The organism is Aeromonas sp. R10-2 (genome assembly GCF_040908445.1).
Taxonomy (GTDB): Bacteria; Pseudomonadota; Gammaproteobacteria; order Enterobacterales; family Aeromonadaceae; genus Aeromonas; species Aeromonas veronii.
Genome location: NZ_JBFODS010000016.1, coordinates 12,991 through 26,560, shown reverse-complemented (window position 1 = coordinate 26,560; position 13,570 = coordinate 12,991). Strand labels below are relative to the sequence as shown.

Sequence of the window (13,570 nt, the reverse complement as noted above, 5' to 3'; positions counted from 1 at the left end):
GATGAACGAGCCGCTGGCCCGCTTTATTGGCCTCTATCAGCAACTGGACAAACAGCAGTTGCATCGCTTGCCCGAGGTCTATGCCGAACAGGTGGTCTTTATCGATCCGGCTCACCGTATCGAGGGGCTGGCGGCCCTTGGCGACTATTTTGCCGCCCTCTATCAGCGTCTCGCCTACTGCCGTTTCGTCATCACCAGTCAGCAGCAGCAAGGGCCACAGGCCTGGCTCGGCTGGACCATGACCTTCTCTCACCCCAGATTGCGTGGTGGTGAGCCGGTGACGGTGGAGGGGGCCACCCGCCTCGAATTCGACGAGGCGGGCAAGGTGTGCCAGCACAGGGACTATTTTGACCTGGGCGCCATGCTCTACGAGCAGTTGCCGTTGCTCGGGCCAGTGGTTCGCACCATCAAGATGAGGCTTGGCGCATGAGCGGCCGGGTGCTTATCACAGGCGCGACCTCCGGCATAGGTCGCCAGTTGGCGCTGGATTACCGGCGCGCCGGCTGGCAGGTGTGGGGTTGTGGCCGCGATGGTGAACGGCTGCAGGCGCTGGGGCTGGATGGCGTCACTCCGCTGCAGTTCGATGCCCGTGATCTGGCCTCAATGAGCGGGATAGCCGCTACGCTGCCATCCCTCGATCTGCTAATCCTCAACGCAGGCAACTGCGAGTACATGGATGTCGGCGAGGGGTTTGACAGCGAGCTGTTTGCCCGTGTCATCGACACCAATCTGACCGCTACCGGCCATGCGCTGGCCGCCTTCTTGCCGTTGCTAGGGGCTGGGTCACGGCTGGCCATCGTCAGTTCGTCGGTGAGCTGGCTGCCGCTGCCACGAGCCGAGGCCTATGGCGCCTCCAAGGCGGCCCTCGACTATCTGGCGGATACCTTGCGCCTCGATTTGGCCAGCAAAGGGATCGGGGTGACCCTGATCCGCCCCGGCTTTGTCCAGACGCCGCTCACCGCCAAAAATGATTTTCCCATGCCCTGTCTGGTGACGGTGGAGCAGGCCTCCCGCGCCATCATGGACGGGCTGACCGCTGGTCGTCACCAGATCCACTTTCCCCGCCGTTTCATCTGGTTGCTGCGCCTGCTTGGTGCGCTGCCGGTGGGGCTCTGGCTGCGCCTTGGCCGCGCACTCGTATCGAAAGGAAGCCATTCATGAAGAAAAAGATCGCCATCGTCGGTTCAGGGATCTCGGGGCTCACCGCCGGTTTTCTGCTCCACAAACTCCATGACATTACCCTGTTTGAGGCGGCGCCGACTTTGGGGGGGCACACAGCCACTGTCGATGTGAATCAGGCTGGCCGCAGCTATGCCATCGACACCGGCTTTATCGTCTTCAACGATCGCACCTACCCCAACTTCTTGAAGTTGCTGGCGCGGATCGGCATGGCGCGGCAACCGGCCGAGATGAGCTTCTCGGTGAAGAGCCCGGAGGGGCTGGAGTATAACGGCCACAACCTCGACACCCTGTTTGCCCAGCGCAGCAATCTGCTGAGTCCCCGTTTCTACGGTTTTGTCGCCGAGATTTTGCGGTTCAACCGGGAGGCGCGGGCCTGGCTGGCGGATGGGCAACATCAAGGGGCTGGCCCCGAGCTGACCCTGGGAGACTTTCTGCTGGCGGGGGAGTTTAGCGACTACTTCGCCCGCCACTACATCTTGCCGATGGGGGCGGCGATCTGGTCATCGACCCTGGCTGATATGCGCGCCTTCCCCCTTGGCTTCTTTCTGCGCTTTTTTGCCAACCACGGCCTGCTGGATGTGGCCAATCGCCCCCAGTGGTACGTGATCCCGGGCGGCTCGCGGGAATATATCGGCCCCCTTACGGCAGGCTGGCAGTCGCAGATCCGCCTCGCCTGTCCGGTGCAGAGCGTGCGGCGGGAAGCGGATGGCGTAGTGATCCTGAGCAGTTACGGCGAGGAGCGGTTTGACGAGGTGATCTTCGCCTGCCATAGCGATCAGGCGCTGGCACTGCTGGCGGATCCCGGCGAGCGGGAGCTGGCCATTCTCGGCGACATGCCCTATCAGGCCAACGATGTCTGGCTCCATACCGATGCGCGCTGCCTGCCTACCCGTCGCAAGGCATGGGCCAGCTGGAACTATCAACTCGATGGCGACGACGAGGCACGGCCGCTGGTGAGCTACAACATGAACATCCTGCAGGGGGTGAACTCGCCGGAGCCCTTCTGCGTCAGTCTCAACCCCAGGGGCAAGGTCGATGAGAGCAAGGTGCTGCGCCGCTTCGTCTATCACCATCCGGTGTTCAATCAGGCCTCCATCGCTGCCCAGCAGCGCCGCGCGGAGATCTGCGGCCAGCAACACACCCACTTCTGTGGTGCCTACTGGTACAACGGCTTCCATGAGGATGGGGTGCGCAGCGCGCTGGATGTCGCCAGGCGCTTCGGAGCCGGCGCCACCGTTGCCACCGAACATGGGCGTGCCGACGAACTGGCTGGCGTCACCAGCGCCATCTGGCAGGGCTCGGTGCGCCATCGCCGTTTTGCGCCGCGGGCTCACGCCTTCTCCTACAGCCTCTTTATGCTGGGACTGGATCTCGACGAGCTGCCGCAGCTCGATCAGGGGCGCTGGTTCGGGGTTGAGCGGGCTGGGCTGCTCTCGTTTCACCGCCATGACTATCTCAAGGGGAGTGAGGGAAGCCTCAAGCAGGCGGTGTGGCAGAAGGTGAGCGAGCTGGGTGGCGATGCCGAGCCCGAGGGGCGGGTACTGCTGCTCGGCAATGTGCGCTGTCTGGGGTTCTACTTCAGCCCGGTCAACTTCTACTTCTGCTACCGGCAGGGCGAGGCGCGCTATCTGCTGGCAGAGGTCTCCAACACCCCCTGGAACGAGCGTCACTACTACCTGCTGGATTTGGCGGCGCTGGCACCCCATGACAAGGATTTTCACGTCTCCCCCTTTATGGGGCTGGCGATGCGTTATCACTGGCGCATCAGACCGCCCGCGCAGGAGACTCTGATCCATATCGAGAGTCATCCCGTATCCGGTGAAGCCAAGCTGTTTGACGCCACCCTGGCGCTCACTCGCGAACCCTTGTCGCGCAAGGGGCTGGTGGCCCTGCTGGCCCGCTGGCCATGGATGACCATGAAGGTGCTGCTCGGGATCTACTGGCAGGCCCTGCGTCTTTTTATCAAACGAACCCCGATATTTACCCATCCGGAGAGCCGCTAATGGAACTTGCTCAATCAACCCTCTCTGCCTCTTTCATCGACAAGGGGGCAAGACAACTGCTGCTCAATCTGCTGGGTCGCCTCGAACATGGCCAGCTGCTGTTGCGGGATGGCGGTGAGCGCCACAGCTTTGGCGTCGCGGGTACCGATCTGCATGCCGAACTGGTGGTGCAAGATCCTGCCTTCTATCGTCGCCTGTTGCTGGGGGGCAGCATTGCCGCCGGGGAAACCTGGGTGGAGGGGCTCTGGACCAGCCCGGATCCGGTGGCGCTGGTGCGGCTGCTGGCCCGCAACCTGACCCTGCTTGACTCCCTCGAGCGGCGCCTCGGCTGGCTCAGTTTCCCCTTCAACAAGGTGCGCCACTGGCTCAACCGCAATACCTTGACCGGTTCGCGCTCCAACATCGCCGCCCACTACGATCTCGGCAATACCCTCTATCAGGGGTTTCTCGACAGCCATATGCAGTACTCGAGCGCCATCTATCCGAGCGCCGAGGCCACTTTGGAAGAGGGGCAGCAGGCCAAGTTGCGCACCATCTGCGAGCGGCTGGGGCTGGGGCCTGATGATCATCTGCTGGAGATCGGCACCGGCTGGGGTGGCCTCGCCGTCTATGCCGCCCGCCACTATGGCTGCCGGGTGACCACCACGACCATCTCCCGGGCCCAGCATGACTACGCCAAGGAGTGGATTGCGCGGGAGGGGCTGGGGGATCGCATCACCTTGCTGCTGGAGGATTACCGCAAGCTGGAGGGCACCTATGACAAGCTGGTCTCCATCGAGATGATCGAGGCGGTAGGCCACGCCTTCCTGCCCGACTATTTCCGCCAGTTGTCACGGCTGCTCAAGCCCGGTGGCCGTCTGCTCATTCAGGCCATCACCATCGCCGATCAGCGCCATGCCCAGTATCTGCGCGGGGTCGATTTTATCCAGCGGTACATCTTCCCCGGTGGCTGCCTGCCGAGCGTCTCCCAGATGGCAGGGTTGCTGGCGCGGGAGACCGACATGCAACTGGTGCGGCTGCACGATCACGGCCATCACTATGCCCGCACCCTGGCTCACTGGTGCGATCGCTTTCTGGCGTTGGCGCCCGAGCTGCCCAAGCTCGGTTACAGCCAGGATTTCATCCGGCTGTGGCACTTCTACTTTGCCTATTGCGAGGGGGGATTCTGGGAGCGCACCATCAGTCTGGTGCAGCTGGAGGCCGCCAAGCCGGGGCCCGCTGGCTGGTCGGGTGATGTGCCAGTAAGCGGTCACTGACCATGTGGCAGTGGGCTCACCTGCTGGGGTTCAACCTCTACTGGTTGCTGGCGGTGAAGTGGCAGCAGCCGGGCCCGCTGCTGGCAATGTTGCTGCTGCACTTTCTCTTCTCACCCAGCCGCCAGCGTGACTGGCGGCTGCTTCCCATCGCGGTGGCCGGCTGTCTGCTGGATGCCCTGCTCTGGCAGCTCGGCCTGTTCCGGTTCCCGTCCGGTTTTCCCCTCTGGCTGGTACTGCTCTGGCTCGGTTTTGCCCTGACGCTGGCCCACGGTATGCGCTGGCTGCTGCGTTTGCCCCGCTGGCAGCAGGCGCTGTTTGGCATGGTTGGCGGTACTTCCTCCTATGTGGCGGGGGCCGCCATGGGGGCAGTACACTTACCCTGGGGCATCTGGATCAGCACGGCGTTGCTGGCAGTGATCTGGATGTGGTGGTTACCCGTACTCCTGTGGGTAATGGTCAAGCTGGAGGGTGAGTCATGACAAACACCTTTTCGACCGACTCGTTGCTTTTTTCCAAATGGACCAAAGAGAGCCAGCATGAACTGACTGATCGCTTCTATCTGGTGGTTGCCTGCCAGCGGGATGCGCAAGGTCGGTTGGTGCAGGTGGTGATGCAGGATATCAACACCCTGCAGGAACAGGAGATGGACTGGCATGAACTGGAAGACCCCAACCACTGGCATATGGGGTGGAATTAACCCGCTACTGCTGGCGTTTGCGCTCTTTGCTGCAACCGTTGTGCAGGCTTCTGCCGCCCCCTGGCAGCAGCTGCGCCCGGTCGGGCAGGGGGAGATGAACTGGCTATGGTTCAAGCTCTATGATGCCACCCTCTACAGCGTGAGCGGGCGCTATCAGCCCGGTCACTATCCACAGGCTCTGACTCTCACCTATGCCAGACCCATCGAGCGGGAAGATCTGCTGAGCGCCACCGCCGCCGAGTGGCAGCGGCTAGGTCTTGGTACTGACGCCGAGCGTCAGCGCTGGCTCGGCCAGCTCGCTGCACTCTGGCCTGATGTGCAGGCGGGCGACAAGCTCACCTTTTATGTCGACAAGGGCGGTGCAGGCCACTTCTGGTGGCAGGAAAAACCCCTCGGCACTCTGGCCGATCCACATTTTTCGGCCGCTTTTCTCGCCATCTGGCTGGCTGACAATAGCCGCGATCCTGCACTGACCCGCCGCCTGCGTGGCCAACCCTGAACATGGAGTTTCCAATGTTTTTTTATCGTGCATACCGCTGGTTGCTGTTGCTCCCCTTTTTGCTGCTGAGTGGCTGTGGTGCCAGTCTCGATGACTATCGTGGGCAGGGGCCAAACTGGGATCTCGCCCGTTTCTTCAACGGCAAATTGGTGGCTCACGGCCTGGTAACCGACCGCAGCGGCGAAGTGACCAGTCGCTTTCGTGTCGATATGGTGGGTCGTTGGAAGGATGGCAAGGGAGAGCTGTTCGAGCAGTTCTACTTTGATGATGGCCGCCAGCAGACCCGTACCTGGTATCTGAGCAAGGGGGTTGACGGTCACTGGCGAGGTACTGCTTCCGATGTGGTGGGGGAGGCGGTGGGTAAAAGCCAAGGGTTTGCCCTCAACTGGCGTTATCAGCTCGATCTGGCGCTGCCGGATGGCGAGGTGGTGCGGGTGAGCTTCGATGATTGGATGTACCTGCTGGACGAAGAGCGTCTGATCAATCGTGCCGAGATCAGCAAGTTCGGTATCCATCTTGGCGAGGTGATCCTCTATATCGAACGTCAGCCCTGACCGTTAACGCAAGATAACGCCCAGTAAAAAGCGCGCCGATGGCGCGCTTTTGTTTACCGAAAAACCAGAGTCATCAGATGATGCGGTTCTCTTCCAGCATCTTGCGACGGGCCTCTTCCTTGGCCATCTTCTTCTTGCGGTTGTCACAGGGTTCCGGGCAATCGCACTCTTTCTCGATGCCGACGCTACCCAGACCGCCACAGGAGCCGGAGATGGTCTTCTTCTGGAAGATGTAACCGATAGCCATGGCGGCTATCACCAACATGAATACCCCGAAGGTGATCAGAAAAATCTGCATCTCTACCTCTTACTTCTTGACCAGATAGGGCTTGAAGGCATCGGAGTAAGCCTCTTCAAAGCCGTTGTCCGTCTTGGTGATCACGAAGATCGCCAGGCCGCGCTCGTTGGCATAGGCCAGGCTCTTCTCGGTCCCCATCACCATAAACACGGTGGCCAGCCCGTCTGCGGTCATGCAGGAGGGGTGGATCACGGTGACCGACACCAGACGGTGCTGGATCGGCTTGCCGCTGCGCGGATCTATGGTGTGGGAGAAGCGCTGACCATCCAGTTCATAGTAGTTGCGGTAATCGCCGGAGGTGGCCACCCCGTTGTCACCGGGCACGATCACCTCTTGCACCGTGCCGGTGCCTGCGGTGGGCTTCTCGATAGCCACGCGCCAGGGGTGACCCTTGCCGTTGACGCCATTGATCCGCAGCTCGCCGCCAATCTCTACCAGATAGTTGCGCGCACCCAGTGACTCAAGATACTCGGCTACCTTGTCCACACCAAAGCCCTTGGCGATGGCGGAGAGATCGACGTAGAGGTCCGGAATATCTTTTTGCAGGGTATCGGCATCCACCGAAGTGATGACGTGCAGGTTGCCCAGACCGGTCTTCTGGCGAGTCTGGGTGATCAGCTCGTCTGAGGGGACCTTGGTCGGCTTCTTGTCCGGGCCAAAGCCCCACAGATTGACCAAGGGGCCAACGGTGACGTCCAGCGCCCCCTGGCTCTCACGGCCAATGTGAATGGCCTCTGTGACGACCCGTGCGGTATCGCGGGAGACCACTACCGGTTTGTTGTCACGGCTCTGGTTGAAGCGCGACAGTTCGGAATCGGGGCGATAGGTCGACATCTGATCGTTGACCCGCTCCAGCAACACATCCACCTCAGCTTGAAGCTTGGCCGGATCGCTGATGGCGCTGTCCGCCACCTTGATGGAGTAGTAAGTGCCCATGGTGCTGCCGGTGATGTGGATCTCCGGTTTGGATTGGACCGTCTCCTGACCGCACCCAGTCAAGAAAAAGGCTAGCCCGAAGGCTAGCCAGGTCTTTACAACACTGTGCATGGATTAACCACCAAAGTCATCCAACAGGATGTTTTCGTCTTCAACGCCCAAGTCTTTGAGCATGTTGATGACGGCAGCGTTCATCACCGGAGGTCCACACATGTAGAACTCGCAATCTTCCGGTGCTTCGTGGTTCTTGAGATAGTTCTCGTAGAGCACGTTGTGGATGAAGCCGGTGTAGCCGTCCCAGTTGTCTTCCGGTTGCGGATCAGACAGGGCGACGTTCCAGGTGAAGTTCTCGTTCTCGGCGGCGAGCATGTCAAAGTCTTCGACATAGAACATTTCGCGCTTGGAACGGGCACCGTACCAGAAGCTCATCTTGCGCTTGGACTTCAGGCGACGCAGCTGGTCGAAGATGTGGGAGCGCATCGGCGCCATACCCGCACCACCACCGATGAATACCATTTCGGCATCGGTATCCTTGGCGAAGAACTCACCGAACGGACCGGAGATAGTCACCTTGTCGCCAGCCTTCAGGCTGAAGATGTAGGAGGACATCTGTCCCGGAGGGGCAGTCCAGTTGCTGGGCGGCGGGGTCGCGATACGCACGTTCAGCATGATGATGCCGAACTCTTCCGGATAGTTGGCCATGGAGTAGGCACGGATGATTGGCTCATCGACCTTGGACTCCAGCTCAAAGATCTTGAAGCGATCCCAGTCACCGCGATACTCCTCGGGAATATCGAAGTTCTTGTAGTGCACGTGGTGAGCCGGGGCTTCAATCTGGATATAACCACCGGCGCGGAACGGCACGCTCTCGCCATCGGGGATCTGCAGCTTGAGCTCCTTGATGAAGGTGGCCTTGTTATCGTTGGAGATAACAGTACATTCCCACTTCTTGACCCCGAAGATCTCTTCCGGCAGTTCGATATCCATGTCGGAGCGAACGGTAACCTGACAGGCCAGACGCTCGCCATGACGGGCTTCGCCCTTGCTGATGTGATCCAGTTCGGTCGGCAGAATGTCGCCGCCACCGGATTTCACCCGTACCTTGCACTGGCCACAGGAGCCACCGCCGCCACAGGCGGAGGAGACGAAGATACCGCTGCCAGCCAGCACGCCGAGCAGCTTGCCACCGGCCGGGCTGGTCACAGCCTTGGCCGGGTCACCATTGATGCTGATTGTCACGTCGCCCGCGGTCACCAGCTTGGACTTGGCGAACAGAATGACTGCCACCAGTGCCAGCAGGATCACGGTAAACATGACCACACCCAAAATAATTTCCATCTATCGTTCCTTTCTGATTGCAGGAAAGCCGATTACAGGGAGATACCAGAGAAGGACATGAAGCCCAGCGCCATCAGACCGGCGGTGATGAAGGTGATGCCCAGACCGCGCAGGCCTTCCGGAACATCGGAATACTTCATCTTCTCGCGGATACCTGCCAGCGCAACGATCGCCAGCATCCAGCCTGCCCCTGAACCCACACCGTAGACCACAGACTCCATGAAGTTGTAGTCACGCTGCACCATGAAGGAGACGCCACCGAAGATGGCGCAGTTCACGGTGATGAGCGGCAGGAAGATACCCAGCGCGTTGTAGAGTGCCGGGAAGTACTTGTCCAGCGCCATCTCCAGGATCTGTACCAGTGCTGCAATCACACCGATGAAGGTGATGAAGCTCAGGAAGCTCAGATCCAGACCGGATACCAGAGCGCCATCTTTAAGCACGTAGTTGTAGATCAGGTTGTTGGCAGGAACCGCGATGGTCTGCACCACAATAACGGCAATACCCAGACCCATGGAGGTCTTTACCTTCTTGGACACCGCCAGGAAGGTACACATCCCCAGGAAGAAGGAGAGTGCCAGGTTTTCGATGAAGATCGATTTAATCAACAGACTCAGATAGTGTTCCATACCTTAATCCTTCGCCTCCACCTGCTTGGGATCCTTGGTGCGAACGCCCCAAATGATCAGACCAATGATGAAGAATGCACTCGGCGGCAGCAGCAGCAGGCCGTTGGGCACATACCAGCCACCGTTGTTCACCAGCGGCAGCAGCTCGATGCCGAACCAGGTGCCGGAGCCCAGCAGTTCACGCACGGTCGCGACACTCAGCAGAATGGCACCATAGCCCAGACCGTTGCCGATACCATCCAGGAAGGAGGGCAGCGGGGCACTCTTCATGGCGTACGCTTCAGCGCGGCCCATTACGATACAGTTGGTGATGATCAGACCCACGAAGACCGACAGTTGCTTGGAGATGTCATAGGCGTAAGCCTTGAGCACCTGGTCAACCACGATAACCAGTGAGGCGATGATCGCCATCTGTACGATGATCCGGACGCTGTTCGGGATCTGGTTGCGGATCAGGGAGATGAACAGGTTTGAGAAGGCGGTGACCGCCATGACCGCGAGGGTCATTACAAACGCAGTTTTCATCTGGCTGGTAACCGCCAGTGCAGAACAGACACCCAGCACCTGCAAGGCGATGGGGTTGTTGCCCAGCACAGGCGTCAACAGCAACTTCTTCATTTCGCTCTTGTCAGCCATTGTTGATTTCTCCTGCACGAACCTTGGCCAGGAAAGGACCGAAGCCCTTGGGACCCATCCAGAAGTCGAAGGTATGCTGTACGCCGTTACCGGTCAGGGTGGCACCGGAGAGACCATCGATCTCGTGCTCGGAGCCCGCCGGAGCATGGCCCTTGATGACGCGCAGCGCCGGCATGCCATTCTGGTCGAACAGTTTCTTGTCCTTGAACAGCGCCTGCCAGGCCGGGTTTTCGATCTCGCCACCCAGACCCGGGGTTTCACCGTGGTCATAGTAGGTGATGCCCTTGATGGTCTGGCCATCAGCAGCAACGGCGACGAAGGCATACATGGTCGACCACAGACCCTGACCGTAGATGGGCAGGATGATGCTGTCGATCTTGCCTTCGGCATCCTTGGCGAAGAATACCGGGATCTGCTTGGAGATCTGACGCAGGCTGGCCTTGTCGTCAGCGGCGGCAAGACGGATGCTGCGGGCCGGATCTTTGGCTGCCTGCTTGGTGTCGAAGTTGTCGGCATCGCCGTCAACAAAGTCACCGGTCGCCAGATCCACCAGACGCGCTTCGATCTTCTCGCCGTACAGTTTGGCCAGGTCGCGCTTGGCCACTTCGCTCACATCCACACCGGCTACGGCGAGAATGTTGCTCTGCTTGTCCAGCGCCTTGTTTTCCTGCTGGGTAGAACGCAGGCCCACAGCGGCAACGGATACCACGATGGAACAGGCCAGACAGAGGCCGGTGACCACGCTGACGGTGCCGAGGGTTGAATCTTTATTAAACGCCACGAGCAATCCTCCGCTTGATGTTTGCCTGAGCGACGAAGTGGTCAAACAGGGGAGCAAACAGGTTCGCAAACAGAATGGCCAGCATCATGCCTTCCGGGAACGCAGGGTTGACCACGCGAACCAGCACGACCATTACGCCGATCAGGGCGCCATACCACCACTTGCCTTTGTTGGTAAAGGCGGCGGAGACAGGGTCGGTCGCCATGAAGGCCATACCGAAGGCGAAGCCACCCAGTACCAGATGCCAGTGCCACGGCATGTTGAACATGGGGTTGGTATCGGAACCGATGACGTTGAACAGCAGGGAGGTGGCGATCATACCGATCATCACGCCGGCGATGATGCGCCAGGAGGCGATGCGCATGTAGACGATCATGGCGGCACCCAGCAGGATCATCAGGGTAGAGACTTCACCGATGGAACCCGGCAGGTTACCCAGGAAAGCGTCCATCCAGCTGATAGCCTGGCCGGTAGCACCGTTGATCAGCGCCATCTGGCCGCCTTGGGCCCACTGGCTCAGGGCAGTCGCGCCGGAGAAGCCGTCAACGGCAACCCATACGGCGTCACCGGAGATCTGGCCCGGGTAGGCGAAGAACAGGAACGCACGACCAGCCAGCGCCGGGTTCAGGAAGTTCTTGCCGGTACCACCGAACACCTCTTTGGCCATCACCACACCGAAGGTGATACCCAGCGCAGCTTGCCACAGGGGCAGCTCGGGCGGCACGATCAGGGCAAACAGGATGGAGGTCACGAAGAAGCCTTCGTTGATCTCGTGTTTGCGCACCATGGCGAACAGCACTTCCCAGAAACCACCGACAAAGAAGACGGTGATGTAGATCGGGAAGAAGTGGGTGGCGCCAATCAGCATCTTGCTGCCGATACCGGCAACAGCCGGATCGAGGGAGGCGCCCAGCATGGTAGCCAGGGCATATTGCCAGCTGCTGGCACCAGCAGCCGAGCCCATGTGGGCAATGGCGGCAATCGCCTGGTTACCAACGTTGTACATGCCCCAGAACATGGCCGGGAACACGGCCAGCCACACCATGATCATCATGCGCTTCAGATCGAGCGCATCACGAACGTGGGAGGCGTTGCGGGTAACGCTACCCGGGGTGTAGAACAGGGTGTACGCCGCTTCGAACAGGGCATAGTACTTGGCGTACTTTCCACCCGGTTCGAAGTGGTGTTCCATATTTTCAAGAAGTTGCTTGAAACTCATCGCTTAACCTTCCAGTTCAATCTTGGTCAGGCACTCACGCAAGATCGGGCCGTACTCTGTCTTGCCGGGGCAGACAAAGGTACAGAGCGCCAAATCTTCCTCATCCAGCTCCAGGCAGCCCAGTGCTTGCGCACCGTCGGTATCGCCGGAGACCATGTCCCGCAGCAGCAGGGTTGGCAGGATGTCGAGTGGCATCACCCGCTCATAGTTGCCGATAGGCACCATGGAACGGTCACTACCGTTGGTAGTGGTGGTGAAGTTGATCAGCTTGCCCTTCATCAGATGAGAGAGGGTGGTACGGGTGATAGAGAACTTGTTGGCGCTGGGGTTGATCCAGCCCAGGAACTCTTTCTCGCGACCTTCACCCAGCACGCAAACCTGATTGTGGTAGCGGCCCAGGTAGTCGTGAACACCTTCGGCTTTGGCACCACTCAGGATAGAACCAGAGATGATACGGTTTTCGTCGGCACGCAGCTCATTGTTGGTGAGCTGGCTGATGCAGGCGCCCAGACGGGTACGCAGCAGACGCGGCTTGAGCACGTTCGGGCCAGCCAGCGCGATCACCTTGTCAGTGAAGATCTGACCGGTGGTGAACAGCTTGCCGAATGCAATCACATCCTGATAGTTGATGTGCCATTGCACCTTGGTGCTGCTGACCGGATCCAGGAAGTGGATATGGGTACCCGGCAGACCGGCAGGGTGCGGACCAACGAAGATCTCTTCCTTGACCTGAGCCAGCGGAGAGTGGGGCAGACTGCCTTCGCCTTTACAGACGTAGACGGCGCCGTCGGTCAGGCGGGTCAATACGGCCAGACCATCGAGGAAGGCCTGCGGCTGTTCCTTGATAATCAGCTCGGCATCGGCTGCCAGCGGGTTGGTGTCCATTGCAGTCACAAAGATGGCGCGCGGGGCAGACGCTACCGCGGGGACTTTGCTGAACGGACGGGTACGCAACGCAGTCCACTGACCTGATGCGACCAGGATCTCTTGCACCTTGCTGCGCTCGAGCTTGGCCAGCTCGGCAGAGGCAAAATGCTCAAACGTCACCTGTTCATCGGAACCGTCGAGGTCGATGACCACAGACTGGAGAACACGTTTGGCACCACGGTTGATCTCTGAAACCACACCGGTGGCAGGAGCTGTGAATTTAACGCCCGGATTCTTCTTGTCTTCAAAAAGATCCTGACCTTTGATGACGCGATCACCTACTTTGACGAACATAGTAGGTCGCATCCCCACAAACTCCTCGCCCAGTGTCGCAACACGGGTGATGGCGGGGCCATCGTAGATTACTTGCTCTGGCGCACCCAGCACGGGGATGTCCAGTCCTCTTTTGATTGTAATCATACTTACTTGCACTACCGTTACGGGAGAGGTTGGTTAGCGCCGAGAAATACATCACGACGGGTGGTTGAATGAGTCGATGTTGTGGTTGTGCCAGGTGGGCAGGCTCAACAATTATTCAACATGCAGGCTCACTCAAAAGCGCTTGAGTTTACCACTTAAGGTGCATTTTCTGCCATGCCAAATGGGCAAAATCCC

At 59.6% G+C, this 13,570-nt stretch carries 16 protein-coding genes and 1 pseudogene; 9 read left to right on the top strand and 8 right to left on the bottom strand.

Annotation, left to right across the window (positions count from 1 at the left end):
- The first annotated feature begins 1 nt into the window (after position 1).
- From AB5Y97_RS02960 to AB5Y97_RS02920, 9 genes and pseudogenes are all read left to right on the top strand, one after another.
- Complete coding sequence (locus tag AB5Y97_RS02960) at positions 2 to 430, top strand: nuclear transport factor 2 family protein (protein WP_139410959.1); 429 nt, start codon at positions 2 to 4, stop codon at positions 428 to 430.
- Positions 427 to 1,161 (top strand): SDR family NAD(P)-dependent oxidoreductase, encoded by a 735-nt coding sequence (locus AB5Y97_RS02955; RefSeq protein ID WP_368157230.1) that lies wholly within the window; start codon positions 427 to 429, stop codon positions 1,159 to 1,161. Before AB5Y97_RS02960 ends, AB5Y97_RS02955 begins: the two co-directional genes overlap by 4 nt.
- Positions 1,158 to 2,408: pseudogene (locus AB5Y97_RS02950) on the top strand (NAD(P)/FAD-dependent oxidoreductase); the annotation flags it as partial. The gene AB5Y97_RS02955 and the pseudogene AB5Y97_RS02950, both read left to right, overlap by 4 nt.
- A gap of 39 nt (positions 2,409 to 2,447) precedes the next feature.
- Positions 2,448 to 3,185 carry a DUF1365 domain-containing protein gene (locus tag AB5Y97_RS02945; RefSeq protein ID WP_368157243.1) on the top strand — a complete coding sequence of 246 codons (738 nt, stop codon included), beginning with the start codon at positions 2,448 to 2,450 and terminating at the stop codon, positions 3,183 to 3,185.
- Entirely contained in the window at positions 3,185 to 4,441 is a 1,257-nt protein-coding gene (locus tag AB5Y97_RS02940; protein WP_368157229.1) for a class I SAM-dependent methyltransferase, read from the top strand. The genes AB5Y97_RS02945 and AB5Y97_RS02940 overlap by 1 nt, the downstream gene beginning before the upstream one ends.
- Before the next feature lie 2 nt (positions 4,442 to 4,443).
- Positions 4,444 to 4,920 carry a DUF2878 domain-containing protein gene (locus AB5Y97_RS02935; protein ID WP_368157228.1) on the top strand — a complete coding sequence of 159 codons (477 nt, stop codon included), beginning with the start codon at positions 4,444 to 4,446 and terminating at the stop codon, positions 4,918 to 4,920.
- Positions 4,917 to 5,138 (top strand): TIGR02450 family Trp-rich protein, encoded by a 222-nt coding sequence (locus AB5Y97_RS02930; protein ID WP_019445887.1) that lies wholly within the window; start codon positions 4,917 to 4,919, stop codon positions 5,136 to 5,138. The genes AB5Y97_RS02935 and AB5Y97_RS02930 overlap by 4 nt, the downstream gene beginning before the upstream one ends.
- Positions 5,095 to 5,637, top strand: a complete 543-nt coding sequence (locus tag AB5Y97_RS02925; protein WP_368157227.1) for a chalcone isomerase family protein — start codon at positions 5,095 to 5,097, stop codon at positions 5,635 to 5,637. The genes AB5Y97_RS02930 and AB5Y97_RS02925 overlap by 44 nt, the downstream gene beginning before the upstream one ends.
- Positions 5,638 to 5,651: 14 nt before the next feature.
- Positions 5,652 to 6,191 (top strand): DUF3833 domain-containing protein, encoded by a 540-nt coding sequence (locus AB5Y97_RS02920; protein ID WP_368157226.1) that lies wholly within the window; start codon positions 5,652 to 5,654, stop codon positions 6,189 to 6,191.
- A gap of 73 nt (positions 6,192 to 6,264) precedes the next feature.
- Here AB5Y97_RS02920 and nqrM read toward each other — a convergent pair whose 3' ends face one another.
- The 8 genes from nqrM to AB5Y97_RS02880 are packed head-to-tail and all read right to left on the bottom strand — an operon-like array spanning position 6,265 to position 13,375.
- On the bottom strand, positions 6,265 to 6,489 hold the full coding sequence (nqrM, locus tag AB5Y97_RS02915) for a (Na+)-NQR maturation NqrM (protein ID WP_005338668.1): 225 nt from the start codon (positions 6,487 to 6,489) through the stop codon (positions 6,265 to 6,267).
- 9 nt (positions 6,490 to 6,498) lie between these two features.
- Entirely contained in the window at positions 6,499 to 7,536 is a 1,038-nt protein-coding gene (locus AB5Y97_RS02910; RefSeq protein WP_005338666.1) for an FAD:protein FMN transferase ApbE, read from the bottom strand.
- A gap of 3 nt (positions 7,537 to 7,539) precedes the next feature.
- Positions 7,540 to 8,763 (bottom strand): NADH:ubiquinone reductase (Na(+)-transporting) subunit F, encoded by a 1,224-nt coding sequence (nqrF, locus tag AB5Y97_RS02905; protein ID WP_005338656.1) that lies wholly within the window; start codon positions 8,761 to 8,763, stop codon positions 7,540 to 7,542.
- Positions 8,764 to 8,795: 32 nt separating this feature from the next.
- Positions 8,796 to 9,392 (bottom strand): NADH:ubiquinone reductase (Na(+)-transporting) subunit E, encoded by a 597-nt coding sequence (nqrE, locus tag AB5Y97_RS02900; protein ID WP_005338645.1) that lies wholly within the window; start codon positions 9,390 to 9,392, stop codon positions 8,796 to 8,798.
- Between the two features lie 3 nt (positions 9,393 to 9,395).
- Complete coding sequence (locus tag AB5Y97_RS02895) at positions 9,396 to 10,028, bottom strand: NADH:ubiquinone reductase (Na(+)-transporting) subunit D (RefSeq protein WP_005338644.1); 633 nt, start codon at positions 10,026 to 10,028, stop codon at positions 9,396 to 9,398.
- Positions 10,021 to 10,809: a Na(+)-translocating NADH-quinone reductase subunit C gene (locus AB5Y97_RS02890; RefSeq protein ID WP_005338643.1), complete on the bottom strand. Its 789-nt coding sequence runs from the start codon at positions 10,807 to 10,809 to the stop codon at positions 10,021 to 10,023. Before AB5Y97_RS02890 ends, AB5Y97_RS02895 begins: the two co-directional genes overlap by 8 nt.
- Positions 10,799 to 12,028 carry an NADH:ubiquinone reductase (Na(+)-transporting) subunit B gene (locus AB5Y97_RS02885; RefSeq protein WP_005338642.1) on the bottom strand — a complete coding sequence of 410 codons (1,230 nt, stop codon included), beginning with the start codon at positions 12,026 to 12,028 and terminating at the stop codon, positions 10,799 to 10,801. Before AB5Y97_RS02885 ends, AB5Y97_RS02890 begins: the two co-directional genes overlap by 11 nt.
- A 3-nt stretch (positions 12,029 to 12,031) precedes the next feature.
- Complete coding sequence (locus AB5Y97_RS02880) at positions 12,032 to 13,375, bottom strand: Na(+)-translocating NADH-quinone reductase subunit A (RefSeq protein ID WP_005349684.1); 1,344 nt, start codon at positions 13,373 to 13,375, stop codon at positions 12,032 to 12,034.
- Positions 13,376 to 13,570 lie beyond the last annotated feature (195 nt).

Excerpts from the sequence above, each read along its gene's own strand:
- AB5Y97_RS02960 (WP_139410959.1), top strand. The coding sequence starts at position 2 with ATGAACGAGCCGCTGGCCCGCTTTATTGGCCTCTATCAGCAACTGGAC.
- AB5Y97_RS02955 (WP_368157230.1), top strand. The coding sequence starts at position 427 with ATGAGCGGCCGGGTGCTTATCACAGGCGCGACCTCCGGCATAGGTCGC.
- AB5Y97_RS02940 (WP_368157229.1), top strand. The coding sequence starts at position 3,185 with ATGGAACTTGCTCAATCAACCCTCTCTGCCTCTTTCATCGACAAGGGG.
- AB5Y97_RS02935 (WP_368157228.1), top strand. The coding sequence starts at position 4,444 with ATGTGGCAGTGGGCTCACCTGCTGGGGTTCAACCTCTACTGGTTGCTG.
- AB5Y97_RS02930 (WP_019445887.1), top strand. The coding sequence starts at position 4,917 with ATGACAAACACCTTTTCGACCGACTCGTTGCTTTTTTCCAAATGGACC.
- AB5Y97_RS02925 (WP_368157227.1), top strand. The coding sequence starts at position 5,095 with ATGAACTGGAAGACCCCAACCACTGGCATATGGGGTGGAATTAACCCG.
- AB5Y97_RS02920 (WP_368157226.1), top strand. The coding sequence starts at position 5,652 with ATGTTTTTTTATCGTGCATACCGCTGGTTGCTGTTGCTCCCCTTTTTG.
- nqrM (WP_005338668.1), bottom strand. The coding sequence starts at position 6,489 with ATGCAGATTTTTCTGATCACCTTCGGGGTATTCATGTTGGTGATAGCC.
- AB5Y97_RS02910 (WP_005338666.1), bottom strand. The coding sequence starts at position 7,536 with ATGCACAGTGTTGTAAAGACCTGGCTAGCCTTCGGGCTAGCCTTTTTC.
- nqrF (WP_005338656.1), bottom strand. The coding sequence starts at position 8,763 with ATGGAAATTATTTTGGGTGTGGTCATGTTTACCGTGATCCTGCTGGCA.
- nqrE (WP_005338645.1), bottom strand. The coding sequence starts at position 9,392 with ATGGAACACTATCTGAGTCTGTTGATTAAATCGATCTTCATCGAAAAC.
- AB5Y97_RS02895 (WP_005338644.1), bottom strand. The coding sequence starts at position 10,028 with ATGGCTGACAAGAGCGAAATGAAGAAGTTGCTGTTGACGCCTGTGCTG.
- AB5Y97_RS02885 (WP_005338642.1), bottom strand. The coding sequence starts at position 12,028 with ATGAGTTTCAAGCAACTTCTTGAAAATATGGAACACCACTTCGAACCG.
- AB5Y97_RS02880 (WP_005349684.1), bottom strand. The coding sequence starts at position 13,375 with ATGATTACAATCAAAAGAGGACTGGACATCCCCGTGCTGGGTGCGCCA.